Annotated in this window: 22 protein-coding genes and 2 rRNA genes; 22 read left to right on the forward strand and 2 right to left on the reverse strand. The window is 43.3% G+C overall.

Annotated elements, in window-relative coordinates; translation table 11 throughout:
- Positions 1-200 precede the first annotated feature (200 nt).
- The 7 genes from ACE2AL_RS04615 (at position 201) to megL (ending at position 9,213) form a co-directional block, all read left to right on the forward strand.
- A 23S ribosomal RNA gene (locus ACE2AL_RS04615) occupies positions 201-3,107 on the forward strand.
- 142 nt (positions 3,108-3,249) lie between these two features.
- A 5S ribosomal RNA gene (rrf, locus tag ACE2AL_RS04620) occupies positions 3,250-3,365 on the forward strand.
- Between the two features lie 1,377 nt (positions 3,366-4,742).
- On the forward strand, positions 4,743-5,534 hold the full coding sequence (locus ACE2AL_RS04625; protein WP_206086877.1) for an endonuclease/exonuclease/phosphatase family protein: 792 nt from the start codon (positions 4,743-4,745) through the stop codon (positions 5,532-5,534).
- Positions 5,535-5,621: 87 nt separating this feature from the next.
- Positions 5,622-6,179 carry a DUF1287 domain-containing protein gene (locus ACE2AL_RS04630; protein WP_241016922.1) on the forward strand — a complete coding sequence of 186 codons (558 nt, stop codon included), beginning with the start codon at positions 5,622-5,624 and terminating at the stop codon, positions 6,177-6,179.
- 222 nt (positions 6,180-6,401) lie between these two features.
- Entirely contained in the window at positions 6,402-7,589 is a 1,188-nt protein-coding gene (locus ACE2AL_RS04635) for an FAD/NAD(P)-binding oxidoreductase (protein WP_206086875.1), read from the forward strand.
- A gap of 13 nt (positions 7,590-7,602) precedes the next feature.
- The gene (locus ACE2AL_RS04640) at positions 7,603-7,995 is read left to right on the forward strand and encodes a hypothetical protein (RefSeq protein WP_206086874.1); all 393 of its coding nucleotides are present in this window, start codon (positions 7,603-7,605) and stop codon (positions 7,993-7,995) included.
- A 15-nt stretch (positions 7,996-8,010) separates the two neighbouring features.
- Entirely contained in the window at positions 8,011-9,213 is a 1,203-nt protein-coding gene (gene megL, locus ACE2AL_RS04645) for a methionine gamma-lyase (RefSeq protein ID WP_206086873.1), read from the forward strand.
- A 56-nt stretch (positions 9,214-9,269) separates the two neighbouring features.
- Here the strand turns inward: megL and ACE2AL_RS04650 are convergent, their stop codons facing one another.
- The gene (locus ACE2AL_RS04650; RefSeq protein ID WP_206086872.1) at positions 9,270-10,637 is read right to left on the reverse strand and encodes an amino acid permease; all 1,368 of its coding nucleotides are present in this window, start codon (positions 10,635-10,637) and stop codon (positions 9,270-9,272) included.
- A gap of 173 nt (positions 10,638-10,810) precedes the next feature.
- Here ACE2AL_RS04650 and queE point away from each other — a divergent pair, with 173 nt between their 5' ends.
- Positions 10,811-11,482 carry a 7-carboxy-7-deazaguanine synthase QueE gene (gene queE, locus ACE2AL_RS04655; protein ID WP_272539510.1) on the forward strand — a complete coding sequence of 224 codons (672 nt, stop codon included), beginning with the start codon at positions 10,811-10,813 and terminating at the stop codon, positions 11,480-11,482.
- Positions 11,483-11,545: 63 nt separating this feature from the next.
- On the opposite strand, the gene queD is transcribed toward queE, so the two are convergent.
- The gene (gene queD, locus ACE2AL_RS04660; RefSeq protein WP_206086870.1) at positions 11,546-11,911 is read right to left on the reverse strand and encodes a 6-carboxytetrahydropterin synthase QueD; all 366 of its coding nucleotides are present in this window, start codon (positions 11,909-11,911) and stop codon (positions 11,546-11,548) included.
- 364 nt (positions 11,912-12,275) lie between these two features.
- Between queD and cysJ the strand changes: the two genes are divergently transcribed.
- The 14 genes from cysJ to nlpD all read left to right on the forward strand — a co-directional run bounded on the left by cysJ (position 12,276) and on the right by nlpD (position 26,963).
- Positions 12,276-14,081 carry an NADPH-dependent assimilatory sulfite reductase flavoprotein subunit gene (gene cysJ, locus ACE2AL_RS04665; protein ID WP_272539509.1) on the forward strand — a complete coding sequence of 602 codons (1,806 nt, stop codon included), beginning with the start codon at positions 12,276-12,278 and terminating at the stop codon, positions 14,079-14,081.
- On the forward strand, positions 14,081-15,814 hold the full coding sequence (gene cysI / locus ACE2AL_RS04670; protein ID WP_272539508.1) for an assimilatory sulfite reductase (NADPH) hemoprotein subunit: 1,734 nt from the start codon (positions 14,081-14,083) through the stop codon (positions 15,812-15,814). The genes cysJ and cysI overlap by 1 nt, the downstream gene beginning before the upstream one ends.
- On the forward strand, positions 15,811-16,545 hold the full coding sequence (locus ACE2AL_RS04675) for a phosphoadenylyl-sulfate reductase (protein ID WP_206086867.1): 735 nt from the start codon (positions 15,811-15,813) through the stop codon (positions 16,543-16,545). The genes cysI and ACE2AL_RS04675 overlap by 4 nt, the downstream gene beginning before the upstream one ends.
- A gap of 460 nt (positions 16,546-17,005) precedes the next feature.
- The gene (gene cysG / locus ACE2AL_RS04680; RefSeq protein WP_206086866.1) at positions 17,006-18,418 is read left to right on the forward strand and encodes a siroheme synthase CysG; all 1,413 of its coding nucleotides are present in this window, start codon (positions 17,006-17,008) and stop codon (positions 18,416-18,418) included.
- Between the two features lie 14 nt (positions 18,419-18,432).
- Complete coding sequence (cysD, locus tag ACE2AL_RS04685; RefSeq protein WP_272681796.1) at positions 18,433-19,341, forward strand: sulfate adenylyltransferase subunit CysD; 909 nt, start codon at positions 18,433-18,435, stop codon at positions 19,339-19,341.
- A 22-nt stretch (positions 19,342-19,363) separates the two neighbouring features.
- Entirely contained in the window at positions 19,364-20,806 is a 1,443-nt protein-coding gene (cysN, locus tag ACE2AL_RS04690; RefSeq protein ID WP_206086864.1) for a sulfate adenylyltransferase subunit CysN, read from the forward strand.
- 4 nt (positions 20,807-20,810) lie between these two features.
- Positions 20,811-21,419: an adenylyl-sulfate kinase gene (cysC, locus tag ACE2AL_RS04695; protein WP_375084297.1), complete on the forward strand. Its 609-nt coding sequence runs from the start codon at positions 20,811-20,813 to the stop codon at positions 21,417-21,419.
- 170 nt (positions 21,420-21,589) lie between these two features.
- Positions 21,590-21,886, forward strand: coding sequence for a cell division protein FtsB (gene ftsB, locus ACE2AL_RS04700; protein WP_047757167.1), 297 nt, complete (start codon positions 21,590-21,592; stop codon positions 21,884-21,886).
- A 59-nt stretch (positions 21,887-21,945) separates the two neighbouring features.
- Positions 21,946-22,668, forward strand: a complete 723-nt coding sequence (ispD, locus tag ACE2AL_RS04705) for a 2-C-methyl-D-erythritol 4-phosphate cytidylyltransferase (RefSeq protein WP_206086863.1) — start codon at positions 21,946-21,948, stop codon at positions 22,666-22,668.
- 9 nt (positions 22,669-22,677) lie between these two features.
- The gene (ispF, locus tag ACE2AL_RS04710; RefSeq protein ID WP_206086862.1) at positions 22,678-23,190 is read left to right on the forward strand and encodes a 2-C-methyl-D-erythritol 2,4-cyclodiphosphate synthase; all 513 of its coding nucleotides are present in this window, start codon (positions 22,678-22,680) and stop codon (positions 23,188-23,190) included.
- Positions 23,156-24,214: a tRNA pseudouridine(13) synthase TruD gene (truD, locus tag ACE2AL_RS04715; protein ID WP_206086861.1), complete on the forward strand. Its 1,059-nt coding sequence runs from the start codon at positions 23,156-23,158 to the stop codon at positions 24,212-24,214. The genes ispF and truD overlap by 35 nt, the downstream gene beginning before the upstream one ends.
- Positions 24,192-24,953, forward strand: a complete 762-nt coding sequence (surE, locus tag ACE2AL_RS04720) for a 5'/3'-nucleotidase SurE (RefSeq protein WP_272539506.1) — start codon at positions 24,192-24,194, stop codon at positions 24,951-24,953. The genes truD and surE overlap by 23 nt, the downstream gene beginning before the upstream one ends.
- Positions 24,950-25,576: a protein-L-isoaspartate(D-aspartate) O-methyltransferase gene (locus ACE2AL_RS04725; protein ID WP_206086859.1), complete on the forward strand. Its 627-nt coding sequence runs from the start codon at positions 24,950-24,952 to the stop codon at positions 25,574-25,576. Before surE ends, ACE2AL_RS04725 begins: the two co-directional genes overlap by 4 nt.
- A 313-nt stretch (positions 25,577-25,889) precedes the next feature.
- A complete protein-coding gene (gene nlpD / locus ACE2AL_RS04730; protein ID WP_206086858.1) occupies positions 25,890-26,963 on the forward strand; it encodes a murein hydrolase activator NlpD in 1,074 nt (357 codons plus the stop codon).
- The last annotated feature ends 15 nt before the right edge of the window (positions 26,964-26,978 follow it).

Here is a 26,978-nt window from a genome sequence, read left to right on the forward strand (position 1 = left end):
AGTCTCTCAAAATTTCAGACCTGAAATTTTCGGTCACTAACTCGAGCGGCATGCGCGAGCAGTGTGAAATTCAAGGCGGACAGCGCACAGCCAGCGCAGCGTACATAGGTACGTGAGCATGGCGAGCACTGCCCAACGAAGAAGTTCACCACGCACAGCCATGACAGTAAAGTGAACGTTGAAACAATTTCGGGTTGTGAGGTTAAGCGACTAAGCGTACACGGTGGATGCCTAGGCAATCAGAGGCGATGAAGGACGTGCTAATCTGCGAAAAGCGTCGGTAAGGTGATATGAACCGTTATAACCGACGATGTCCGAATGGGGAAACCCAGTGCAATTCGTTGCACTATCGTTTGATGAATACATAGTCAAACGAGGCGAACCGAGGGAACTGAAACATCTCAGTACCTCGAGGAAAAGAAATCAACCGAGATTCCCCTAGTAGCGGCGAGCGAACGGGGAGCAGCCCAGAGTCTTAATCAGCATTAGCATCAGGAGAACAGTCTGGAAAGGCTGGCAGTAAAGGGTGATAGCCCCGTATCCGAAGGTGTTAGTGTTGTGAACTCGACGAGTAGGGCGGGACACGTGTTATCCTGTCTGAATATGGGGGGACCATCCTCCAAGGCTAAATACTCCTGATTGACCGATAGTGAACCAGTACCGTGAGGGAAAGGCGAAAAGAACCCCGGCGAGGGGAGTGAAATAGAACCTGAAACCGTGTACGTACAAGCAGTGGGAGCACCCTTTAGGGTGTGACTGCGTACCTTTTGTATAATGGGTCAGCGACTTATATTCTGTAGCAAGGTTAACCGTATAGGGGAGCCGTAGGGAAACCGAGTCTTAACTGGGCGAATGAGTTGCAGGGTATAGACCCGAAACCCGGTGATCTAGCCATGGGCAGGTTGAAGGTTGGGTAACACTAACTGGAGGACCGAACCGACTAATGTTGAAAAATTAGCGGATGACTTGTGGCTGGGGGTGAAAGGCCAATCAAACCGGGAGATAGCTGGTTCTCCCCGAAAGCTATTTAGGTAGCGCCTCGTGAACTCATCTTCGGGGGTAGAGCACTGTTTCGACTAGGGGGTCATCCCGACTTACCAACTCGATGCAAACTACGAATACCGAAGAATGTTATCACGGGAGACACACGGCGGGTGCTAACGTTCGTCGTGAAGAGGGAAACAACCCAGACCGCCAGCTAAGGTCCCAAAGTCATAGTTAAGTGGGAAACGAAGTGGGAAGGCTCAGACAGCCAGGATGTTGGCTTAGAAGCAGCCATCATTTAAAGAAAGCGTAATAGCTCACTGGTCGAGTCGGCCTGCGCGGAAGATGTAACGGGGCTAAACTATGCACCGAAGCTGCGGCAGCGACATTTAGATGTTGTTGGGTAGGGGAGCGTTCTGTAAGCCTGTGAAGGTGTACTGTGAGGTATGCTGGAGGTATCAGAAGTGCGAATGCTGACATAAGTAACGATAATGCGGGTGAAAAACCCGCACGCCGGAAGACCAAGGGTTCCTGTCCAACGTTAATCGGGGCAGGGTGAGTCGACCCCTAAGGCGAGGCAGAAATGCGTAGTCGATGGGAAACGGGTTAATATTCCCGTACTGGTGATAATTGCGATGGGGGGACGGAGAAGGTTAGGCTGGCCGGGCGACGGTTGTCCCGGTTTAAGGATGTAGGCAGGTGAATTAGGCAAATCCGGTTCACTATATGCTGAGGTCTGATGACGAGTCACTACGGTGGCGAAGTAGCTCATACCCCGCTTCCAGGAAAAGCCTCTAAGCTCTAGATTATCATTAATCGTACCCCAAACCGACACAGGTGGTCAGGTAGAGAATACTCAGGCGCTTGAGAGAACTCGGGTGAAGGAACTAGGCAAAATGGTGCCGTAACTTCGGGAGAAGGCACGCTGGCATTAGGTGAAGTGGTTTACCCATGGAGCTGAAGCCAGTCGCAGATACCAGCTGGCTGCAACTGTTTATTAAAAACACAGCACTGTGCAAACACGAAAGTGGACGTATACGGTGTGACGCCTGCCCGGTGCTGGAAGGTTAATTGATGGGGTTATCCGTAAGGAGAAGCTCTTGATCGAAGCCCCAGTAAACGGCGGCCGTAACTATAACGGTCCTAAGGTAGCGAAATTCCTTGTCGGGTAAGTTCCGACCTGCACGAATGGCGTAATGATGGCCAGGCTGTCTCCACCCGAGACTCAGTGAAATTGAACTCGCTGTGAAGATGCAGTGTACCCGCGGCAAGACGGAAAGACCCCGTGAACCTTTACTATAGCTTGACACTGAACATTGAGCCTTGATGTGTAGGATAGGTGGGAGGCTTTGAAGCGTGGACGCCAGTCTGCGTGGAGCCAACCTTGAAATACCACCCTTTAATGTTTGATGTTCTAACGTTGCCCCGTTATCCGGGGTGCGGACAGTGTCTGGTGGGTAGTTTGACTGGGGCGGTCTCCTCCCAAAGAGTAACGGAGGAGCACGAAGGTTGGCTAAGCATGGTCGGACATCATGCGGTTAGTGCAAAGGCATAAGCCAGCTTGACTGCGAGAGTGACGGCTCGAGCAGGTACGAAAGTAGGTCTTAGTGATCCGGTGGTTCTGAATGGAAGGGCCATCGCTCAACGGATAAAAGGTACTCCGGGGATAACAGGCTGATACCGCCCAAGAGTTCATATCGACGGCGGTGTTTGGCACCTCGATGTCGGCTCATCACATCCTGGGGCTGAAGTAGGTCCCAAGGGTACGGCTGTTCGCCGTTTAAAGTGGTACGCGAGCTGGGTTTAGAACGTCGTGAGACAGTTCGGTCCCTATCTGCCGTGGGCGTTGGAAGATTGAAAGGGGCTGCTCCTAGTACGAGAGGACCGGAGTGGACGCACCACTGGTGTTCGGGTTGTCATGCCAATGGCATTGCCCGGTAGCTAAGTGCGGAAAAGATAACCGCTGAAAGCATCTAAGCGGGAAACTTGCCTTGAGATGAGTCTTCCCTGACCCTTTAAGGGTCCTAAAGGAACGTTTAAGACTAAGACGTTGATAGGTTGGGTGTGTAAGCGTAGCGATACGTTGAGCTAACCAATACTAATGAACCGTGAGGCTTAACCTGACAACACCGAAGGTGTTTTAGAGAGACGAGATAGTTTTCGAATATGCGTGAGAAGCCGAAAGGTGACGGACACAGCAGCTTGTTCAAGATTGATGTTCTGGTTTAGCGAAGAAAAGCGCTGAACGGGAACGAACCGAATTTGTCTGGCGGCAATAGCGCGGTGGTCCCACCTGACCCCATGCCGAACTCAGCAGTGAAACGCCGTAGCGCCGATGGTAGTGTGGGGTCTCCCCATGTGAGAGTAGGGAACTGCCAGACATTAAATTAGTGAGAAAGCCACCCATTGGGTGGCTTTTTTGCGTTTGGGGAATGGGGCCAAGAAAAGGCCGAGATGATGAGATAAATAACGCAAGCTAAGCGAATCAATAATCCCCTCAGCAACCAATCGTTGTGTTACCCGTGTTCGGTGCTCACGTCATTATGACTTGTGATTAAAGCGGAGAAATCTTTGCAAGCTTATCAATAATCCCCTCAGCAACCAGTCGTTGTGTTACCCGTGTTCTGTATTTCTGTGCTCACGTCATTATGACTTGTGATTAAAACGTAGAAATTCTTCTAAGCTTATCAATCATCCATTTAGCAACCAATCGTTGTGTTATCCGTGTTCTGTGTTTCTGTGTTCACGTCATTATGGCTTGTGATTAAAACGGGGGGATCTTTGCAAGCTTATCAATAGTCCACTTAGCAACTAATCATTGTGTTATTAGTGTTCTGTATTTCTGTGTTCACGTCATTATGGCTTGTGGGTAAAAGGTAGAAATCTTCGTAAGCTTATCCGACGCTCCCTTAGCAACTGTCGTTGATTACAGTAAATCGCATTTTGTGATGACAATAAGTGGAAAATTAAAGAATGGCGCGGGATACTGGTATGACAAGCTGAAGGTTAGATAAATAGCGGTAAGCTAATCAATAATTCAGTCGCTCGCCTTTGTGTTGTCTTGTTCTTTATCGTATTTGCTCTTTTTATACTATTCCTTGTCTACGTATTGACTGTGCCTATGGATAATCACTCATTGTTTACTCTGATAAAGCGACGTTTATACAGGAAAAGAGTATGAAAGACTAATAAGCTAATTAGTCGTCAGCTCAGTAAGTGACTTGTATTTTGTCGCTTAGATGAGTAGAGGATATTTTCTTGATTAACTCCGCTAGTTGTTTCTCTAATGGGCTAAGGAAGAAAAAACTAAATTAATCAATAATCCGCTCAGTAATTAACTTGTGTTATCACAGTTTTCATTACTTTCGTTGTCTCTTAGGTCGTATTTTTGTTCACTGTTTTTCTCTCTTAGCACTTGATTGGTCCTTAGACTCGGAATACTCAATTCTAAGGATTTTTCCTACAGTCTTTTTTTCAGAATATTTTGCCTGTATTGTCGCTATTAATTTCTGCTTGATTACTACTTGTATTCCTCATGATGGCTTTTTCATTTCTTTGTAAGGCTAGAGTTGGAAGAGCGTCAATGAGTCATTCGGGATATGGATAGGGTAACTGTTTATTGAACGATATTGCCGAGCGAAAGATGTTATTCACTAAATTTGATAGGCCATAACAGGGTGTGTTTGGTATACTGGCTACAGAGATAAGTTATAAAGCGTAGAATTTATCATTTCATTGAGATAAGTAGGAAGTTGAATTTGGCGAAAAGAACCTATTCAGTTCGATATATTGCAGGTCAACCCGCTAAACGTATTCAGCCGACACCTGTGCATATGCTAGGGGAATCTCTCCCAATCGGGTTACCTTTGTTTGCTGCCAGCGAAACTCTCGATGTTGTTATATGGAATATTTATAAACAGCAACGGCCAAATTGGAAAATAGCTTTAAGCGAGCTGGTTAAAGGTCGTAAGTTGATCTTATTACAAGAAGCTCAAATGTCCCCTGAGTTGATTTCTTTTGCTGCTTCTGAGCAGCTTATTGCAGATCAAGTCCCTGCTCTTCCTTTTTCTCCCCATCCGTCGGGAGTGATGACCCTTGCCACTGCTCATCCTATTTATTGCTGCCCATTACGAGAAAAAGAACCACTGCTTCGGCTCGCTAAATCAGCGTTGATTACGGTTTATCCCTTACCTAATGGGCAGCAATTAATGGTGGCAAATGTCCATGCTATTAACTTTAGCTTTGGGGTTGATGTTTATACAAGGCAATTGAATAAGCTTGGTATTCATATTAGTAAACATGTTGGCCCTGTGATTCTTGCGGGGGATTTTAACGCATGGAGTCGACAAAGGGTGAATGCGCTAAAACGCTTCATTCGCAGTGTGGGGTTAAAAGAAATTACGATTGATGAGGATTTACGGACCAAAGCTTTTGGTCGACCGCTAGATTATGTTTTTTATCGCGGGCTCAAAGCTATTGATAGTAAAGTATTAATCACAGATGCTTCTGATCATAACCCGATTATCACTCGGTTTGATGTGTCTAGATAATTAAGATTTTCACACCTTATTTTTCTCTGTTTTTATTGTAGATTTTATTCATATATTGATATGGAGAGTATCTCTTTGAAAACTATAATGTCAGCTATTTTATTATTAGCCCTTTCTCACACTGCAAGTAGTGCTAATTTAACGTTAGCTAAACATGCAGAAGCGCTCCCTCGTTTTGTTATTTATGATCCAGCATATCGACAGATCTCTTATCCTAATGGTGATATTCCAGAACATTACGGCGTTTGTTCTGATGTTGTTATTCGCAGTTATCGAAAAATGGGGATTGATCTACAAAAATTAGTACATGAGGATATGAAATCGAATTTTAGCAAATATCCGAGTCAGCGTATTTGGGGGCTGCGTAAAACGGATACCAATATTGATCACCGCAGAGTGCCTAATTTAGAAGTTTTTTTCTCACGTAAAGGACAGGAAAAACCTGTCACTAAAGATACAAAAGATTATGTGCCAGGTGATATTGTTACATGGCGATTAGATAATGGAAGACCACATATTGGCATTGTGACCTCTATAAAATCTGTTAATAATAAAAATTATTTGATTATGCATAATATTGGTTATGGTCAAGTCACGGAAGATGTTTTATTTAAATGGAAATTGATAGGTCATTATTCTTATTGAATTTTTTTTAAATTAAAATGGTTACAGTGATGATAGTTTTTATCATTAATTTATTCATGGGTATTTATATTTTAGTGTGATTAATTTTTCTTGTTGTTAGTTGAATTATATTCAATTAATTGTATTGGTAATTATTAGAATTGAACTATATTTAAAAGGTATCAGTTTTTTAATTTAATTGATGTCTTGCCATCCATTTTAAATATTTAGTTTGGAGATGTTATGATAAATATAGTGATCGTTGGTGGTGGTACAGGTGGAACAATGTTGGCAAACATATTGTCCCGAAAACTGAACAAAGAAATTTTCTCAAAAAAAATAAAAGTAACACTCATCACTGATAATCCTATTCATTATTACAAACCAGCCTTTATGTATGTTGCATTCAATTTGTTTTTTAAAGAAGAATTGATGAGAGATCAGAGTTCACTATTAAGACCTGAAATTCAATTAGAGATTGATAAAATTGAATCATTCGATTTTAAAAATAAAGAACTACACTCTAGAAGTGGAAAAAAATATAATTATGATTTTTTAGTTGTCGCTACAGGATGCGTACCGAGGCCAGATAGAATTGAAGGATTGAAAGAGATAGGAAATCATTTTTATGCTTATGATGCCGCAAGAAAATTAGCGGATCAAATTGCTAAGATTGAAAAGGGACGTATTTTTATTACAGTATCATTTCCTGAAACACCAAATGTACCTCACCAATGTGGAATAGCACCAATGGAAACAACATTGATGCTTGATGAGTTCTTACGTAAACGGCGAGTTCGGGATAATATTGAAATTGTTTATACTTACCCGACGGTTTCACAATTACTGAGGAATTGTTTGTTTTTACAGCAACCTGTATGTGAAGCGATACCTGAAATTTTTAATATTAAAAACATCAAAGCCCAGCGCGGCTTTACCTTAAACAAGGTCGATCCAGATAAAAAAATTGCTTATTCGAAAGAGGGGGATGAGCAACCATTTGACATTTTAATTAGCACACCTCCAATTACAGCGGTTGAAGCCGTAGTGAATACAAATTTAAGCGAACATAAAAATGGTGAAGGTTGGTTACCAACGGACCATGAAACTATGCAAGTATATGGTACAGATGGTGTTTATGTTATTGGTGACACTGTTGATTTGCCAATAAGTAAAGCAGGAGGAAGCTGTCATAATCAGGCCGCCATAATTGCAGATAATATTTGCGGAGAGCTTACTTATGGATACCCTTCCGCTATTTATGATGGGCGTGTCCAAGCTGTTGCCCAAATGGGGCTTAATGCGGGGATGCCATTACAATACGATTATAAGCATGATGTAATTCCTACCCCAGCAACAAAAGTGGGAGGGTTATTAAGAAATGGTTTTAATCGAGGAATATATTGGGCTGCTATTCGTGGTTTAGTGTAATAGGAGAATAATCATGTCAAGTAATGATCAACAAGCAAAACTTCTGGAATTACTAAATAGCGAACCTGCAAATCATTTAGCGGAAAAAATAGCCCCATTATTATATTTACAGCGTTTTGACAATATAGTTGATTTATTATCTTTATTATCTGACCTCGTAGATATTATGGATACGGGGACGGTAGAAAAATTAGCAAATAGTTTTGAGGATACTTTAACGCCAGTGTGGGAATTAGGTACCGCTTATAACATGGCAAAGATGGAAGCCAAATATTCAGATAAAACACATAATTTTCGTTCTGTTTATAGTTTATTAAAAGATCCCGATACATTACGTGGAATAAGTACCGTTTTACGAACTTTACAAATTGTTGGTTCTCGATTGAATAAGACCCAGGAGGGGTAATATTTCGGAGGTGGTATGATTTTAGATAAATTGTATTCTTTTGATACTCGTGTGATACATAATTATTACGATCCTATCAAAAATTTAGGTTCACTAACTGCACCTATTTACCAGACATCAACTTATGTTTTTGACAGTGTAGAAGAAGGTGCTGCCTGCTTTAGTGGTGAATCGAATGGTTATATTTATACTCGTATCAACAACCCAACCTTGAGTCTTTTAGAAAAACGAATTGCAGATTTAGAGGAAGGGGAAGCTGGAATTGTATTTTCTTCTGGCATGGGAGCGATAACATCAACACTTTGGACGTTATTGAGCCCAGGTGATGAATTGTTGGTGGATATGACCGTATATGGTTGTACTTATGCATTTTTTCATCATGGTTTAGCGCGCTTTGGTGTGAAGGTTCGCCATATTGATATGAGTGCACCAGAGAATATTGCTCGCGAATTAACCGATAAAACACGCATTATATTTTTTGAATCACCAGCGAATCCAAATATGCGTTTGGTAGATATTAAAACGGTAAGCGATATAGTTCATCAATACCGACAAGCTCACCAACAGGAAATATTCACGGTAGTAGATAATACCTATTGTACGCCTTATATCCAAAAGCCATTAGAATTAGGGGCTGATATCGTTATTCATTCATTGACAAAATATATGAATGGTCACGGTGATGTAATGGCGGGGGCTGTTGTGACGACAGAAGCCTTAGCGAAACAAATTAGATTGGTAGGGCTCAAGGATATGACAGGGGCTTGTTTATCTCCTCATGATGCAAATCTTGTGTTACGAGGAATGAAAACCCTCCCTGTTCGTATGGAGCGCATTGTAGAAAGCACGCAAATAGTGGCCGAGTATTTAGAATCACATCCTCATGTTGCTCAAGTGATGTATCCTGGGTTACCTAGTTTTGCCCAATATGAGCTGGCTCAAAGGCAAATGAGATTATTTGGGGGAATGATTGCGTTTGAACTTAAAGGTGGACTTGAGGCTGGTAAGCAATTTCTGAACCGTTTAAATTTATTTGCTCGAGCGGTTAGTTTGGGAGATTGTGAATCCCTTGCTCAGCACCCTGCAAGTATGACTCATTCAACTTATACCGCTGAAGAACGGCAACAGTACGGGATTAGTGATGGGTTAATTCGCTTATCAATTGGGCTCGAGAGTACGAGAGATTTGATTGAAGATCTTAAACAAGCGTTAGCATAATGAAAAAAAGCCCAATATCATTGTGATATTGGGCTCTATATTACGAATACGAACGGTTATTTGGTTTGAAATTTACGCATAATGAAGAAGGTCACGCTGAGTATCGCGACCCACGCAAACCCAACTAGCAGCGCCACTTGTGTATCTTTAAAAAAGCCGAGCAATGCAATAACGAATACCATAAAGGCGATAGTAATCGCAGGCCCTACAGGCCAGAATGGCACAGGGAACTTCAGTTTTTTAACCTCTTCTTTGCTCATTTGACGGCGCATAGCGACTTGGGATAGTAGTATCATCAACCAAACCCAGACGGTTGCGAATGTCGCAATCGAAGCAATAATGACAAAGATTTTCTCTGGTAGCAGGTAGTTCAGGTACACACCTAATAACATCACGACAGACATCACTAAAACAGTGACCCAAGGCACACCGTTTTTCGTCAGCTTAGTAAAAACTTGTGGCGCCTGTTTGTCTTGTGCCATGCCATACATCATGCGGCCTGCGCCAAAAATATCACTATTAATTGCAGAAATTGCTGCTGTGATAACCACAACGTTCAAAATATTTGCGGCGGATGCGATATTTAAACTGGAGAAAATTTGGACAAATGGGCTACCATTTTGACCAATTTGGTTCCATGGATAGATACACATCAGGATAAATAACGTTAATCCATAGAATAATAAGATGCGAAGAGGCACCGCATTAATGGCTTTCGGGATGGTTTTTTCTGGGTTTTGCGCTTCGCTGGCTGTGATCCCAATCACCTCAATTCCACCAAAAGCAAACATAACAATGGCAAGAGAAGCAATCACCCCCGAAATACCATTTGGCATAAAACCGCCATGTTCCCACAAGTTTTGGATGCCTACAGCATGGTCAGTTTCTTGGCCAAAGCCGTAAAACATCAAGAAGGTTCCACCGATAATCATCGCAATGATTGCGGAAACTTTCACTATGGATAGCCAGAACTCCATTTCACCGAAGATTTTGACGTGGCATAAATTTAGCGCACCGATAAATAATACAATGCTTAATACCCATATCCATTGATCAACATCTGGGAACCAAAAGCCCATATACATCCCAAAAGCGGTGATATCTGCTAAGCAAACAACCAGCATTTCAAAGACATAATTCCAACCCGTTAAAAAGCCTGCGAGGGGGCCCATATAATGGCTAGCGTAGTGCGAGAAAGAACCAGGGACAGGATGATGAACGGCCATTTCGCCTAAAGCGCGCATGACCATAAATACGGCAGCACCGCCAACCATATAGGCCAGCAGAACTGCAGGACCCGCAGCTTGAATTGCGGATGCGGAACCATAGAATAAACCAGTCCCAATCGCAGACCCTAAAGCCATAAAGCGAATGTGCCTGACACTCAGTCCCTTTCTGAGTTGGTTTGTTTGACTACTTTGCATGTCTTTTCCTGTCTTTTCTTAGGAGATATCGTTCCGAATGTAATTTCGGTATTGTTTATTAAGTTGGACGTACATTATTGAACCCAAGATGGCTACATTATCACAAACTCCCTTGTTCGTGAGATAGATATCTGCAATATAATGTCCACTTAGTTAACTAATTTAGGAGTGATATGAAATACCCAATTAATGAAATCTTCCAAACATTGCAGGGAGAGGGGGTTTTTACAGGTGTTCCAGCAGTTTTTATTCGTTTACAAGGCTGCCCAGTAGGGTGTAGCTGGTGTGATACCAAGCAAACGTGGGAAAAAGAACAAGACAAACAAACCACCCTTGGTGATATCGTATTAAAGACGCTTGATTCAGATACATGGGCTATGGCTGATAGCGACGAATTGATTCAATTGATGAAAACGAAGGGGTTTACAGCAAAGCATATTGTGATTACAGGGGGAGAACCTTGTATTTATGATTTAACGCCACTAACGGAGTCATTAGAACAAAGCGGGTATCAATGCCAGATTGAAACCAGCGGAACTTACCCTATTCAATGCACAGAAAAAACATGGGTAACGGTTTCACCAAAAGTGGGTATGAAAGGTGGGCTTAAAGTTTTGGCTCAGGCAGTTAACCGAGCAAATGAGGTTAAACATCCTGTTGCACGGGAAAAAGATATTGAGGCTCTAGAAGCTATTTTAGCGTTGCGTACATCAGTTAACCCGCCAATTGTTGCATTGCAACCGATCAGCCAAAAAACAGCAGCCACAAAATTGTGTATTGAGATGTGTATTCAACGAAATTGGCGTTTATCCATTCAAACACATAAGTATTTAAATATTCAATAATTGAAACCCCAGCCATAAAAAGTGATATGGCTGGGGAAAAACCACTCTACATAATGGTATTATTTAAGCTTCCCCGCGATAAACACAGCCCGCAGTACAGGTTTCTTTCACAGTGACCGCGCTGAGTAATGGCAAATGGGGTTTCGTTTGTTGCCAAATCCACTGTGCTAAAACTTCACTTGTTGGGTTCTCTAAGCCTGCAATATCATTCAAGTAATGGTGGTCTAGTTGTTCCCAAATCGGTTTGAATATCCCTTTGACCTCAGAAAAATCAATGATCCAGCCACTGTGTGCATCGACTTCACCCGTGATTTCCAAACGCACCATGAAAGAATGCCCATGAAGGCGTCCACACTTATGCCCCTCAGGAACGTGGGGTAATTTGTGTGCAGCTTCGAAGGTGAAATCTTTATAGATAGTTGTGCTCATTAGTGGCTCCTTAGTGTTAATAAACAGCGTATTGTACTGTATTTTTAGAGCAGATTGTCGTTATTTGCCAAATTATCGCTAACCTGTTTTATCCATATGATCCATCTGGTAATTGATTTAGGCTTTTTAGTTATGATTTATGGCTATCGTTTCTTATCCCGTTATTGACGGTTGTTATAACCTAATCGTATACCCTGCATATTGGAGGTAACTCGGCATTTTTTGCTTTGCTACCTGAATTATTTAGGGAAACGATTGAGCGATAGGTTTTAGAACTTTTCCGAGCGAGTGGCTGAACAAATTTGCCCATTTCACTCGATTGTAAGACAAACTCAACGATGAGCGACACTGGGGTTACAGGATAATGACAAAAAAACAGCCGCCATTAACATTGCTGCCAATATCAACTGAGCAATTAGCGCGTTTACAAACTGCGGTCGACGATTTTTCATCTCATCAGCTTGCATGGCTGTCGGGGTATTTATGGGGAATGGTAAACCAAACGGCAGCCACGGATGTGTCTGTGAATGCCCCTGTTGCGGCTCAAGAAACCGTGACAATTATTTCTGCATCGCAAACGGGGAATGCTCGCCGTTTATCGGAACAGCTTAGGGAGCGTTTAGTCGGTGAAAAAATTAATGTCCATTTAGTAAACGCGGGCGACTATAAGTTTAAGCAAATTAACCAAGAAAAAGTGTTGGTTATTGTGGCATCGACTCAAGGAGAAGGGGAGCCAGCAGAAGAGGCGGTTGCGCTTTACAAGTACTTGTTCTCGAAAAAAGCTCCTGATTTATCCCAAACGCAATACGCGGTATTTGCACTGGGCGATTCTTCTTATGAAAAATTTTGCCAAGCAGGCAAAGATTTTGATTCACAACTAGCCTTGTTGGGTGCGAAATCATTATTTGAGCGTATTGATGCGGATGTGGAATACCAATCCATTGCCGATGAATGGGTCGAAAATTTAACCCGTATTTTAAAAGCGCGTGTACCCGCACAAAGCGACAGTCAGTTGTTGTCTGCACAAGCGGGAAGTATGAATGAAATTCACACTTCCCCGTACAGTAAAACCGCGCCATTAACGGCATCGCTGCTCAGTAACCAGAAACTCACCAGCCGAGATTCACAAAAAGACGTGCGGCACATTGAAATTGATTTAGGAGATTCAGGCCTGCGTTATCAACCAGGGGATGCGTTAGGTGTGTGGTTCGATAATGACCCTGCTTTAGTTGATGAGCTGGTGGCATTACTGTGGCTAAAGGGCGACGAAGACGTCTTTATTGGGACTCAACGCCACTCTTTACGTGATGCATTAATTTACCAATTAGAGTTAACGCAAAATACCCCAGTGATTGTGGAAAAATACGCTCAACTTTCTAAAGACGATGCGTTGTTATCGCTGATCAGTGATAAGCAAGCCATTTTGCATTACGCACAAAATACGCCAATTGTGGACATGGTGCGCCAAGCGGCATCTCAGCCAAGTGCACAAGAGTTTATTGATTTGCTGCGCCCATTAACGCCTCGTTTATACTCCATTTCATCGTCTCAGTCAGAGGCTGAAGACGAAGTTCACGTCACGGTAGGGGTGGTGCGCTATGACATTGATGGTCGCTTGCGTACTGGGGGCGCATCGGGTTTTTTAGCTGACAGACTCAATGAAGGTGATGAGCTACGTATTTTCATTGAACACAATGATAATTTCCGTTTACCTGCGAACCCAGAAACGCCTGTCATTATGATTGGCCCAGGAACGGGGATTGCTCCATTCCGTGCTTTCTTACAACAACGAGATAACGACGGCGCAACGGGGAAAAACTGGTTGTTTTTTGGTAACCCCCATTTTGTCGATGATTTTTTGTATCAAGTGGAATGGCAGCGCTATGTGAAAGAGGGCTTATTAACGCAAATTTCTTTGGCTTGGTCGCGCGATCAACAACAAAAAATCTATGTACAGGACAAGTTGCGTGAACAAGGGGAAGCGGTGTGGCAATGGCTGCAAGAAGGCGCACATATTTACGTCTGTGGTGATGCAAACCGTATGGCGAAAGATGTTGAACAGGCTTTATTGGATATCATCGGTCAATACGGCAACATGGACATTGAGGCTGCCGATGAATTTTTAAGTGAGCTGCGCGTAATGCGCCGTTATCAGAGGGATGTTTATTAATGAGCAATGAACAGCAACAAAAACCCTTAATCGTCGAAGGCAAGTTAGCCGATAGCGAACGTATGAAGCAAGACAGTAACTATTTGCGCGGTACCATTAAGGAGGACTTAAAAAATGGCTTAACAGGTGGCTTTGATGGGGACAATTTTTTATTAATCCGTTTTCATGGCATGTACCAGCAGGATGATCGTGATATTCGCGCTGAGCGAGCTGAGCAAAAATTAGAGCCTCGCCACGCAATGATGTTGCGCTGTCGCTTACCTGGGGGAATTATCACGCCAAAACAATGGATTGATATTGATAAATTTGCCTCAGAACACACATTATATGGCAGTGTGCGCATTACAAATCGTCAGACGTTTCAGTTTCATGGCATCCTTAAAGGGGATGTAAAACCTGCCCACCAAATGTTAAGCCATGTTGGCTTGGATGCACTCGCTACGGCAAACGATGTTAACCGTAATGTGTTATGTACATCTAACCCTGTGCAATCAGAATTACATCAGCAAGCGTATGAATGGGCAAAGAAAATTTCTGAGCATCTGCTGCCTCGCACCAGTGCTTACGCCGAAATTTGGCTAGATAAAGAAAAAGTAGTGACCACGGATGAGGAGCCGATTTTAGGCCAAACTTACCTACCACGAAAATTTAAAACCTCAGTCGTCATTCCGCCATTGAACGATGTGGATTTACACGCTAATGACATGAACTTTGTGGCGATTGCTGAAGATGGTGAGTTGATTGGTTTTAATGTGTTAGTGGGCGGCGGGTTAGCAATGACTCACGGGGATACCGCAACATTTCCACGTTTAGCCAGTGAATTTGGTTTTATTCCATTAGACAAAACATTGGCAGTTGCGGAAGCGATTGTCACCACACAGCGTGATTGGGGGAACCGTACTGAGCGTAAAAATGCCAAAACGAAATACACCTTAGAACGCGTGGGTGTTGACACTTTTAAAGCTGAGGTTGAAAAGCGTGCAGGCGTGAATTTTGAGCCGATCCGCCATTATGAATTTACCGAACGCGGTGACAAGATTGGCTGGCTTAAAGGGATAGATGATCGTTGGCACTTAACATTATTTATTGAAAATGGTCGATTAATTGATTTAGCAGATAGGCCGTTGAAAACGGGTGTTGCAGAAATAGCACGTATCCACCAAGGGGATTTTCGCTTAACGGCTAACCAAAATCTCATCGTAGCGGGTGTGCCCGAAAGTGAAAAAGCGACCATTGAAGCCATTGCGAGAGCCCATGGGTTAATGAGCGATGTCATTACACCACAGCGTGAAAATTCCATGGCCTGTGTTTCCTTTCCGACATGCCCTCTGGCAATGGCGGAAGCCGAACGCTTTTTACCCGAGTTTACGACCCATGTTGAGAATATTATGGCAGCACACCATGTGGCAGATGAGCACATCGTTTTGCGTATCACAGGTTGCCCAAATGGATGTGGAAGAGCGATGTTGGCGGAAGTCGGGTTAGTGGGGAAAGCGTTAGATAGGTATAACTTACACCTTGGTGGCAACCGCATTGGGACTCGTATTCCTCGTATGTATCGTGAAAATATTAGCAGCGCAGAAATTTTATCCATCCTTGATGATCTTATTGGCGATTGGGCGAAAAACCGCTTAGCACAAGAGGGGTTTGGTGATTTTCTGATCCGTACTGAGGTTGTGAAGCCTGTGCTAAATTCTGCTGTGGATTTCTATGAGGTTAAGGAGGCGGTATGAGCCGACTTCAGCTTGCAGACGTTATTGGGTTAGATAAAGAGCAGCAAACGGAGTATTTGTCTGAGTTTAATACTCAATTGGAAAATAAGACTGCGCAGCTGCGCATTGAATGGGCAGTTGAAAATTTACCCATACAATTTGTATTGTCATCCAGTTTTGGTATTCAAGCGGCACTTACCTTACATATGGTGACGCAAGTATTACCTGAAATCCCTGTGATATTGACGGATACAGGTTATCTTTTTCCTGAAACCTATCAATTTATTGAGCAATTAACGGAGAGATTACACCTGAATTTACAGGTTTATCGCGCGAAACAAACACCCGCTTGGCAAGAAGCAATTCATGGGCAGCTTTGGACGCAAGGTATTGAAGGGATAGAACATTATAACCAATTGAACAAAGTGGAGCCCATGGAAAGAGCTTTACATGAACTACAGGCGCAGAGCTGGTTTTCAGGGTTAAGGCGAGAGCAATCTGCAAGCCGTGCAAATTTATCTGTGCTTGGCATAGGCAAAGGGATTTTTAAAATTCTACCCGTGATTGATTGGAATAATAAGCAAGTCTATGAATACCTAACAAAGCATAACTTGCCTTACCATCCGTTGTGGGAGAAGGGATATTTATCTGTTGGGGATACTCATACAACCCGCAAATGGGAAGCGGGCATGAATGAGGAAGATACGCGTTTCTTTGGCCTAAAGAGGGAGTGTGGGCTTCATGAAAACTAAGTACTCGTCATCCCCGTCATATTTCAAACTGCAGCGTTGTTGTCTGCGCTCAGCTACCTTAGTCACATACTTGTGTATGTTCCTAGCGACTCATTTACTTATCGCCTAGGGACAACATGAATTATTTAGAGTATTAGTTATTTGTAACCCAAGCTATAGTTTTAGTTTAGAGTCTAAATAGTGATGGATTTAATAAAATATTTGTTTAATTACAAAGTGATGTTTATATCTAAAAAATAGATATTCCTTAATTTTTATAAATTTACTTTCAAAATAAAGTTTAAGTTAAGTTTTGTCTATTTGGTGTTTTTGGTCTCTATTTGTTGCTAATTAATGAGTATTTGGCTTATTCCTTTCTGTTACAAGTCATATTTTTTTAGCATTTCAAACCTTAACTTTTACGCCATATAGTCAATTTTATGTTTCATATAATTTGTTTGTATAACGATGGGTGAGCAAGATGGATTATTTACCGTTATTTGTCGATGTACGTACGCGCAAAGTGGTGTTAATTGGCGGCGGTGTAGTGGCCGCGCGCAAGGCCGAATTGCTCATCAAAGCACAGGCTAAGCTTGTGGTGATCTCCCCGTCGTTATGTCCTCAATTACAAACACAGCATCAGCAAGGCCACTTTGAGTGGTTGGCGCAAGAGTACCTTTCTTCGCTGTTGGATGATGCTTTTTTAGTGATTGCAGCAACGGATGACGCGCTCCTCAATGAAACCGTGTTTTACGATGCCAATGAGCGCAAAATTTTTGTCAACGTGGTTGATGACCAGCCGCTGTGTTCGTTTATCGTGCCTTCGATTATCGACCGCTCGCCTGTGATTGTGGCGATATCTTCTGGTGGAACCGCCCCTGTGTTGGCGCGTTTACTTAGAGAAAAATTGGAAACCATGCTGCCATTATCGTTAGGCAAGATGGCCGAAATCGCAGGGCGTTGGCGCGGTAAAGTCAAAGAGACGTTGAGTAATATGCGAGAAAGAAAGCGTTTCTGGGAAAAAAGTTTTAGTGGGCGCTTTGCCTCTTTGGTGGAAAAAGGCCAGTTAAGCGAAGCGGAACAACAGCTTGAACGCCAGCTTTATGAGCAAGATAACCGTGGAGAATTGGTTTTAGTCGGTGCAGGCCCCGGTGATGCAGGACTGCTTACATTAAAAGGGCTGAGAGTATTACAAAGCGCGGAAGTGGTTTTATACGACCATTTGGTGAGCGAGGAGATTCTCGAATTGGTACGCCGTGATGCTGACAAAATTTGTGTGGGTAAACGGGCGGGCAATCACAGTGTTTCTCAAGAAGAAACCAATGAAATGATCGTGAAATTTGCTCAGCAAGGTAAAAAAGTGGTGAGATTAAAAGGCGGCGATCCGTTTGTTTTCGGTCGTGGCGGTGAGGAATTACAAGTTGCTGCAAAAGCAGGGATCCCTTTCCAAGTGGTGCCAGGTGTAACCGCTGCAATCGGCGCGACGGCTTATGCAGGAATTCCTCTCACTCACCGAGAACACTCGCAAAGCATCACGTTTATTACTGGACATTGCCGTGAAAATGGCGCGGATCTGGATTGGCAGGCATTGGCTCGCGGTCAGCAAACATTAGCGATTTATATGGGCACCGTAAAGGCGGCCAATATCAGTGAGCAATTGATTAAATTTGGTCGCGCGAGTGACACCCCTGTCGCCGTTGTGGGGAGTGGGACACGACGAGACCAAAAAGTGGTAACAGGTCAATTGCATGACCTCGAGGCACTTGCCCAACAAGCACCCGCACCTGCATTGATTGTGATTGGCGAGGTTACAGCATTACACAATGAGCTCGCATGGTTTGGTTCGCAAACAGAAGATATCCGCTGGCGTAGCGCTGTGCTGGAACTGGCTTAATGATGGAGATTGTCGTGAACGAGAAAAAATTGACCCACTTGCAGCAGTTAGAGGCTGAAAGTATTCATATTATTCGTGAAGTTGCCGCTGAGTTCGCAAACCCTGTGATGCTGTATTCCATCGGTAAAGACTCTTCTGTGATGTTGCATTTAGCGCGCAAAGCTTTCTATCCTGGGAAATTACCTTTTCCATTGTTACATGTGGATACAGGGTGGAAATTCCGCGAAATGTATGAGTTTCGTGATGCTACCGCACAAAAATACGGTTTTGAATTATTGATTCACCGTAACCCTGAAGGGGAAAAGTTGGGAATTAACCCCTTTGTACATGGCAGTGCAAAGCACACGGATATCATGAAAACGGAAGGATTGAAACAAGCACTTGATAAATACGGTTTTGATGCGGCTTTTGGTGGCGCGCGGCGTGACGAAGAAAAATCCCGAGCAAAAGAGCGGATCTACTCATTTAGAGACCGATCTCATCGTTGGGATCCAAAAAACCAGCGCCCTGAACTTTGGCACAATTATAACGGTCAGATCAACAAGGGGGAAAGTATTCGCGTATTCCCACTTTCGAATTGGACAGAGTTGGATATTTGGCAGTATATCTACTTGGAGAATATCGATATTGTTCCGCTGTATTTTGCGAAAGAGCGCCCGGTGATCCAGCGAAATGGTACTTTGCTAATGGTGGATGATGACCGAATTGATTTAAAAGTCGGAGAGGTGATCAGTCAACAGCAAGTACGTTTTCGAACGTTAGGCTGCTGGCCGCTAACTGGCGCGGTTGAGTCTCAAGCCCAAACATTGCCTGAAATCATTGAAGAAATGTTGATTTCGACCACGAGTGAGCGACAAGGGCGGTTAATCGATAGTGACCAGTCTGCATCTATGGAGCTTAAAAAGCGCCAAGGTTACTTTTAATTCGCAAGATAAGGAGCAAATTATGGCACAAGCCGTTTATAACGAATCAATCGCGCTGCAAATTGAGCAGCAAGGTGGCGTGGAACCTTACTTACTTGCGCAACAGCAAAAAGGACTTTTGCGTTTTTTAACCTGTGGCAATGTGGATGATGGGAAAAGTACATTAATTGGTCGTTTATTGCACGATACTCGCCAAATTTACCAAGATCAGCTCACAACACTGCAAAGCGATAGTAAGCGAATGGGCACCCAAGGGGAAAAGCTTGATCTCGCCCTGTTGGTGGATGGCCTTGCTGCGGAACGTGAGCAAGGGATCACCATCGATGTGGCATATCGCTATTTTTCGACAGAAAAGCGCAAATTTATCATCGCAGATACCCCAGGACATGAGCAATATACCCGCAATATGGCGACAGGCGCATCAACTTGCTCACTTTCTATTTTGTTGATCGATGCTCGAAAAGGCGTGCAAGAGCAAACTCGCCGCCACAGTTTTATTAGTACATTGCTGGGGATCCGTCATTTAATTGTTGCGGTGAATAAGATGGATCTGGTGGAGTACAGTGAAGCTGTATTCGACAAAATTAAACAGGATTACCAACAGTTTGCTACTGAATTACCCGTCGAGCTGAATGTTTGGTTTGTACCGATTTCAGCCCTTGATGGTGACAATATTGTTAACCCGAGTGAGCAACTACCTTGGTATCAAGGGGAAACGTTATTGTCTATTTTAGAAAATGTGCAGGTTGAGCAAAAAGCCTCAGAGCAAGCGTTGCGTTTTCCTGTGCAATATGTGAATAGACCCAATTTAGATTTTCGCGGTTACAGCGGCACACTGTCGTCAGGCATTGTTCAAGTTGGACAAGCAATTAAAGTGCTGCCATCGGGGGCAACGGCCAAAATTAAGGAAATAGTGACATTTTCGGGCTTACAGGATTTCGCCGTACCTGGTGAAGCCATCACGTTGGTGTTGGATGATGAAATCGATATTAGCCGCGGCGATTTGATTGTCGCAGAAAACGAAAACTTGCAAACCACGCAACATGCGTCGATTGATGTGGTGTGGATGGCGGAACAACCCCTTGTTCAAGGCCAGCAATTAGATATTAAAATTGCAGGAAAACGCAGCCGAGGGAAAGTTGAAAATATTCAATATCAAGTGGATGTGAATAACCTCACACAAAAAGTGGCAACGGAATTACCGTTAAATGGCATTGGTTTAGTGGAGTTTTCATTTGATGAGCCATTATTATTGGAAAACTACCAACGCAATGCGGACACGGGGGGCATGATTTTTATCGACAGGCTGACGAATGTGACTGTGGGGGCTGGACTCGTGCGAGAAGCACAGGAGCCAATTTTTGAGTCAACGGGGGAATTTAGTGAATTTGAAATTGAGCTTAACCAGCTGATTCGCCGGCATTTTCCTCATTGGGGGGCTCGGGACGTACTGGGTGGAAAATAAACCAATGACTCAAGATAACAATATTGTATGGCATCAACATGTGGTCACGCGCCCTTTACGGGAAAGTAATAATGGTCATAAAGGGGCCGTCTTGTGGTTTACTGGGCTCTCTGGGTCGGGTAAATCGACACTCGCGGGCGCCATTGAACACCAGCTGGCCTCTATTGGCGTGAAAACCTATTTATTGGATGGCGATAATATTCGTCATGGGTTATGTCGTGACCTTGGTTTTAGTGAGGCTGACAGGCAAGAAAATATTCGGCGAGTGGGTGAAGTTGCTAAACTAATGGTGGATGCGGGGTTAGTTGTAGCAACGGCGTTTATTTCGCCTTTTCAATCGGATCGGCAAAGTGTTCGTGAATTATTCGAACCAAACCAATTTTTTGAGTTATACGTTGATACGCCAGTGTATGTGTGTGAACAACGTGACCCGAAAGGGTTATATCAACAAGCACGAGAAGGGAAAATTAAACAGTTTACAGGGATTGACTCCCCTTATGAAACACCCTTAAGCCCTGAATTACGGCTTGACGGGCGGCAACCTATCTCCGATTCTCTTTCTCATATTATTGCGCTATTACTGCGCAATAATATCATTCAAATGGATTATTAATGCCACTTAGCTATTATCTTAAATCACAGATCTTGATCTTTAGTGATAAAATAAGGTGATAGTTAAGGGGTACAAATCCGATTTATTCTGACTTTTTAATATAATTTTTTGTCACAGTAGCGCGATTCGCTGAGTTATGGGATGATTAGCACATCATTTCAGGGGGCAAGATGGGTAAATTAACGCTACTATTAATCGCGATATTAGCATGGTTGCAGTATTCCTTATGGTTAGGCAAGAATGGCATACATGATTATGTCCAAGTTAAAGACGATGTTGCCGCACAGGAAATTGTTAACTCGCGCTTGAAAATGCGTAATGAACAATTATTTGCTGAAATTAATGACCTCAATGATGGTCAAGATGCAATTGAAGAACGTGCGCGTAGCGAGCTTGGTATGATTAAACCAGGTGAGTCTTTCTATCGCATGGTAAAAGAAAGCAGCAACCAGAAATCTGCTCAATAATATGAAACCTAAAACAATGAGCCCATTTGCCTGATAATTTCTGATGTAAGAACCAAATAATGACAAATCCAAGTGTTGCCCCACAAATTGTTGCACTGATCCCTGCAGCAGGTATTGGCAGTCGTATGAATGCTGATTGCCCTAAGCAGTATTTACCCGTCGCGGGCAAAACGATTATCGAACATACTATTGATGCATTGTTAGCGAATAATACCGTCAATACGGTGGTGATCGCACTTAGCGCCGATGATGATTATTTCCAGCAGCTTGATATTGCGAAAGACCCTAGGGTGACGGTAGTCACGGGTGGAAAAGAGCGTGCCGATTCTGTTTTGGCAGGGCTTAATTACCTTACATCACAACCCGATTATCATGATTGTTGGGTACTGGTGCATGATGCGGCAAGGCCTTGCCTCCACCAACAAGATCTCAACAACATTATTCAATTAGCAACGGAACAAGGTTGCTGTGGTGGTATTCTTGCCGCCCCTGTGCGTGACACAATGAAACGTAGTGTAAAAACCTCAGTATTCATTGACCACACGGTTGAACGTGAGGCGCTATGGCACGCATTGACCCCTCAATTTTTTCCGTTGGAACTCTTACGGAACTGTCTAAGTAAAGCCTTGAAAGAGAACGCCGTGATCACCGATGAAGCCTCAGCACTTGAGTATTGTGGCTATCAACCTGTTCTCGTGGCAGGCCGAGCGGATAACTTAAAAGTGACGCAGCCTGAAGACCTCGCGCTGGCGGAGTTTTATCTTTCAAGAATGAATAACTAAGGAAAAACAATGAGAATCGGACACGGTTTTGACGTACACAAATTTGGTGGCGAAGGCCCTATCGTAATTGGCGGCGTGCGTATTCCCTACGAGCAAGGTTTGCTGGCTCATTCAGATGGTGATGTGGTGTTACATGCGTTAACGGACGCTATTTTAGGCGCTGCGGCATTGGGGGATATCGGAAAATTATTCCCCGATACTGACCCTGCATTTAAAGGGGCGGATAGCCGTGTTTTATTAAGGGAAGCCTTTTGCCACGTGCGTGCTAAAGGCTATCGTATTGGTAATATCGATATCACCATTATGGCGCAAGCCCCGAAAATGCTGCCTCATATTCCACAAATGCGTGTGAATATTGCTGAAGACTTAGAATGTCATATGGATGACGTGAATGCAAAAGCGACAACAACAGAGCAATTAGGTTTTGTGGGTCGTAAAGAAGGCATCGCGTGTGCCGCCGTTGTCCTTTTAGTGAAAGATAATAGTAATGAAAGCAATGAATGTTCAGTACCTGCATGGTAAACCTCTTTCTTCAGGGACATTAAAAAGTATTCCTGAAGATTTTATTGTTAAAGAAGATCTAGGCTTCGAGTTAGATGGCGAAGGCGAGCACGTGATGGTGCGCGTGGAAAAAACAGGCTGTAATACGCTGTTTGTGGCAGAGCAACTTGCCAAATTTGCCAAAATTTCAGCCCGTGTTGTTAGCTATGCAGGTTTAAAAGACAGACATGCGGTGACCGAACAGTGGTTTTGTTTGCAAATGCCAGGCAAAGACACACCTGATTTCTCAGCGTGGCAATTAGAAGGTTGCCGCGTGCTTGCTGTGACGCGACAAAAGCGTAAATTACGTATTGGTTCCCTGAAAGGAAATCAATTTGAAATCACGCTGCGTGATATTTCTAATGCCAATGATGTTGAGCAGCGTATGCAAAAAATCGCCACTTCGGGTGTGCCAAACTACTTTGGTGAGCAGCGTTTTGGGCGTGATGGACAAAATTTAACACAAGCTTTGCGCTGGGCTAACCAAGAAATTCAAGTTCGCGAACGCAATAAACGCAGTTTTTATTTGTCTGCGGCACGCAGTGCGATGTTTAATCATGTGGCGAGCGAGCGAATTGCCCAAGGAATCCAGCAGCAAGTGCTGCTAGGTGATGCCTTGCAATTAACGGGGCGTGGTAGTTGGTTTGTGGCAACACAAGAAGAACTTCCATCATTGCAAAGCCGTTTGCTATCATCAGAGTTGAGTGTCACCGCACCTTTACCTGGAGATGGTGAGTTAGGTACACAAGATGACGCACTGGCATTTGAAACGGCATGTTTAACAGAATATCAAGCCGTTATCCCACTGATGCAACGCGAACGCGTTTCTCCAGTTAGGCGTGCGATTATTGCTAAACCGCAAAATTTTTCATGGCAATGGTTAGATGATTCGACAGTAAAATTGGCGTTTTTCTTGAACTCAGGTTGTTTTGCTACTAGCGTGGTACGAGAAATTATTAATCAGAATGGGCAGGATAATGTCGATGCTAAAGATTTTATTGAGTAATGACGATGGTGTAAATGCTCCAGGAATTCAAACGCTTGCGGCAGCGCTACGCCAATATTATCATGTTCAAGTAATTGCGCCTGATCGTAATCGCAGTGGTGCGTCTAATGCACTTACATTAGATAGACCGCTAAAAATTCAAACGTTAAGTAACGGCGATCTTTCTGTCCAAGAAGGAACGCCGACTGATTGTGTCTATATTGGCGTGAATAAAGTCGTTCGTCCGCGCCCTGATATCGTGGTATCGGGGATTAACTGTGGCCCTAATTTGGGTGATGACGTGATTTATTCAGGTACGGTGGCAGCAGCAACAGAAGGCCGTCATTTAGGGTTGCCGTCGATTGCCGTTTCGCTAGATGGTGAAATCCATTATGAAACGGCGGCAAAAGTGACTTGTGATATTCTCTCGATGTTACAAAAGAACCCATTACGAGCAGGAAATATCTTGAATATCAATGTACCTGATATCCCTTATGAAGAAATTAAGGGTATCAAAGTCACGCGTTGTGGTAGCCGCCACGCGGCATCGGAAGTGTATAATCTTGAAGACCCTAAAGGAAATATGCTGTACTGGTTAGGGCCTGTCGGGGAAATTCGCGATGCAGGGCCAGGGACAGACTTTGAAGCCGTTCAAAATGGTTATGTTTCCATTACGCCATTACAAGTTGACTTAACGGCGTATAAAGCGCACACATTGGTCGAAGAGTGGTTGGAAAAATCAGGAGTGACAGTAAAATGAAAACAGGGCTCATGAAAGAACTTTTGGCACAGTTACGCCAACAGGGAATTCACGATGAGCGCCTATTGGATGCTATTTCACAGGTTCCTCGTGAACGGTTTGTGGACGAAGCGCTCTCACATAAAGCCTACGATAATATCCCGTTACCAATTGGTCATGGGCAAACTATTTCACAGCCGTATATTGTGGCAAAAATGACGGCGTTATTGTCGTTAGCACCGAATGATAATGTGCTGGAAATCGGTACAGGTTCGGGGTACCAAACTGCGGTATTGGCGCATCTTGCACACCATGTGTTCTCGGTTGAGCGTGTTAAAAGCCTGCAATGGACAGCTAAACGTCGGCTTAAACAGCTGGATCTGCATAATGTGTCTACTCGCCATGGTGACGGCTGGGAAGGGTGGCAATCCAAAGGCCCATTTGATGCCATTATTGTTACAGCAGCACCAACAGAAATTCCGACTCTGTTGTTAGGGCAATTAAAAGATGGTGGTCGAATGGTATTACCTGTTGGGGATAAAGAGCAATCCCTGAAGTTAATTACTCGACGGGGAAATGATTATCATGCAAACGTCATTGAAAAAGTACGTTTTGTGCCTCTTATTGCGGGTGAACTGCTTTAATTTATTTGCAATGGTATTTCTGCATTATAAAACGGATTGATTTTTTATAATGATGTTAAATAAAATGCCATTGCAAAAGTTTTACTAACTCAAATAGAAGTAAAACCATTCCAAATATGATATTTTACCCATCTAAAATTGAATCAGTGGCTTAAACTATTAAGTCATAATCTCAAATTGTTATCTTTTTGATATATTTAACTTGTTCACTATTTTGTATTTCTGCTTTAATAAGTGAAATATTTTATGGTAACTCTATTACTGACATAAAACTGAATTGTCGCGTCAGATTTTTCTTCACGGGAGAAGAAGCATGAAAATTGTTAGCCCTATAAGCAGAATTCGATGGGCAGTCATCTTTTCATTTAGCGGAGCGCTATTGGCAGGGTGTTCTACGCCATATCATCCAGCAGCACCTATTTCGAGTGTGAATGATAGCCAATCGCGTCAGCCAGTGGCTCAAAGGACAACATCTACTGCGTCAAACAGCACAGGGATGAGTACGGCAATGCCATCATCACGTCCAAACTTATCGAGTAATACGAATAATCAGCCGATAAACCGTACGTCGACGCCTGTAAATACAAGCAGCGATGGTCGTATTGTTTATAACCGTGATTATGGCAGTATTCCAAAAGGCAGTTATAGTGGGAATAGTTATACTGTTCAGCGTGGCGATACGTTATTTTATATCGCGTATATAACGGGTAATGATTTCCGCGAGTTAGCATCGAAAAACAATATACCTGAACCATACAGCTTAAATGTCGGTCAGGTAATTAATATTGGTAATACAAATGTGAACTCGAGCACGCAATTGGCGTCAAATTCATCAAATAGTCATCAGCAACCAGTTGATCTCCGAACAACTAATGAGTATCCTGCAAACAGTGGTGGTCAAACTTCGGGTAAGATGTTGCCGAATAATAGAAAACCTGCAACGCAAGTTTCTACAACAACGAATACGACTACTGCATCAACTGCTTCTACAGCAGCAAGTGGCACAAATAATTCGTCAATAAAATGGCGTTGGCCAGCAGAAGGGAAAATGATTGAAGGTTTCTCTGATGCCCAAGGCGGGAACAAAGGGGTGGATATTGCCGGTTCCCGAGGTCAATCTGTGCTCGCTTCTGCGCCAGGAAAAGTCGTTTACGCAGGTAATGCTTTGCGTGGATATGGAAATCTAATAATTATAAAACATAACGATGACTACTTGAGTGCTTACGCACACAACGATACGTTGCTTGTGCGCGATCAACAGGATGTAACTGAAGGTCAGAAAATAGCTACTATGGGTAGTACTGGTACAAGTTCAGTTAGACTACACTTTGAAATTCGTTACAAGGGAAAATCAGTAAACCCGTTGCGTTATTTACCGCAACGATAAACTGGGCAGAATGCT

Source organism: Providencia xihuensis (assembly GCF_041953405.1).
In the GTDB taxonomy this organism is placed as follows: Bacteria; Pseudomonadota; Gammaproteobacteria; order Enterobacterales; family Enterobacteriaceae; genus Providencia; species Providencia vermicola.

What these genes read in the sequence shown, in the direction of transcription:
- cysI (WP_272539508.1), top strand. Translation starts at nt 14,081, where the DNA reads ATGAGCAATGAACAGCAACAAAAACCCTTAATCGTCGAAGGCAAGTTA.
- nlpD (WP_206086858.1), top strand. Translation starts at nt 25,890, where the DNA reads ATGAAAATTGTTAGCCCTATAAGCAGAATTCGATGGGCAGTCATCTTT.
- ispF (WP_206086862.1), top strand. Translation starts at nt 22,678, where the DNA reads ATGAGAATCGGACACGGTTTTGACGTACACAAATTTGGTGGCGAAGGC.
- ACE2AL_RS04630 (WP_241016922.1), top strand. Translation starts at nt 5,622, where the DNA reads ATGTCAGCTATTTTATTATTAGCCCTTTCTCACACTGCAAGTAGTGCT.
- cysJ (WP_272539509.1), top strand. Translation starts at nt 12,276, where the DNA reads ATGACAAAAAAACAGCCGCCATTAACATTGCTGCCAATATCAACTGAG.
- ispD (WP_206086863.1), top strand. Translation starts at nt 21,946, where the DNA reads ATGACAAATCCAAGTGTTGCCCCACAAATTGTTGCACTGATCCCTGCA.
- ACE2AL_RS04725 (WP_206086859.1), top strand. Translation starts at nt 24,950, where the DNA reads ATGAAAACAGGGCTCATGAAAGAACTTTTGGCACAGTTACGCCAACAG.
- ACE2AL_RS04675 (WP_206086867.1), top strand. Translation starts at nt 15,811, where the DNA reads ATGAGCCGACTTCAGCTTGCAGACGTTATTGGGTTAGATAAAGAGCAG.
- cysN (WP_206086864.1), top strand. Translation starts at nt 19,364, where the DNA reads ATGGCACAAGCCGTTTATAACGAATCAATCGCGCTGCAAATTGAGCAG.
- ACE2AL_RS04635 (WP_206086875.1), top strand. Translation starts at nt 6,402, where the DNA reads ATGATAAATATAGTGATCGTTGGTGGTGGTACAGGTGGAACAATGTTG.
- queD (WP_206086870.1), bottom strand. Translation starts at nt 11,911, where the DNA reads ATGAGCACAACTATCTATAAAGATTTCACCTTCGAAGCTGCACACAAA.
- queE (WP_272539510.1), top strand. Translation starts at nt 10,811, where the DNA reads ATGAAATACCCAATTAATGAAATCTTCCAAACATTGCAGGGAGAGGGG.
- megL (WP_206086873.1), top strand. Translation starts at nt 8,011, where the DNA reads ATGATTTTAGATAAATTGTATTCTTTTGATACTCGTGTGATACATAAT.
- ACE2AL_RS04650 (WP_206086872.1), bottom strand. Translation starts at nt 10,637, where the DNA reads ATGCAAAGTAGTCAAACAAACCAACTCAGAAAGGGACTGAGTGTCAGG.
- truD (WP_206086861.1), top strand. Translation starts at nt 23,156, where the DNA reads ATGAAAGCAATGAATGTTCAGTACCTGCATGGTAAACCTCTTTCTTCA.
- cysC (WP_375084297.1), top strand. Translation starts at nt 20,811, where the DNA reads ATGACTCAAGATAACAATATTGTATGGCATCAACATGTGGTCACGCGC.
- ftsB (WP_047757167.1), top strand. Translation starts at nt 21,590, where the DNA reads ATGGGTAAATTAACGCTACTATTAATCGCGATATTAGCATGGTTGCAG.
- ACE2AL_RS04640 (WP_206086874.1), top strand. Translation starts at nt 7,603, where the DNA reads ATGTCAAGTAATGATCAACAAGCAAAACTTCTGGAATTACTAAATAGC.
- cysG (WP_206086866.1), top strand. Translation starts at nt 17,006, where the DNA reads ATGGATTATTTACCGTTATTTGTCGATGTACGTACGCGCAAAGTGGTG.
- surE (WP_272539506.1), top strand. Translation starts at nt 24,192, where the DNA reads ATGCTAAAGATTTTATTGAGTAATGACGATGGTGTAAATGCTCCAGGA.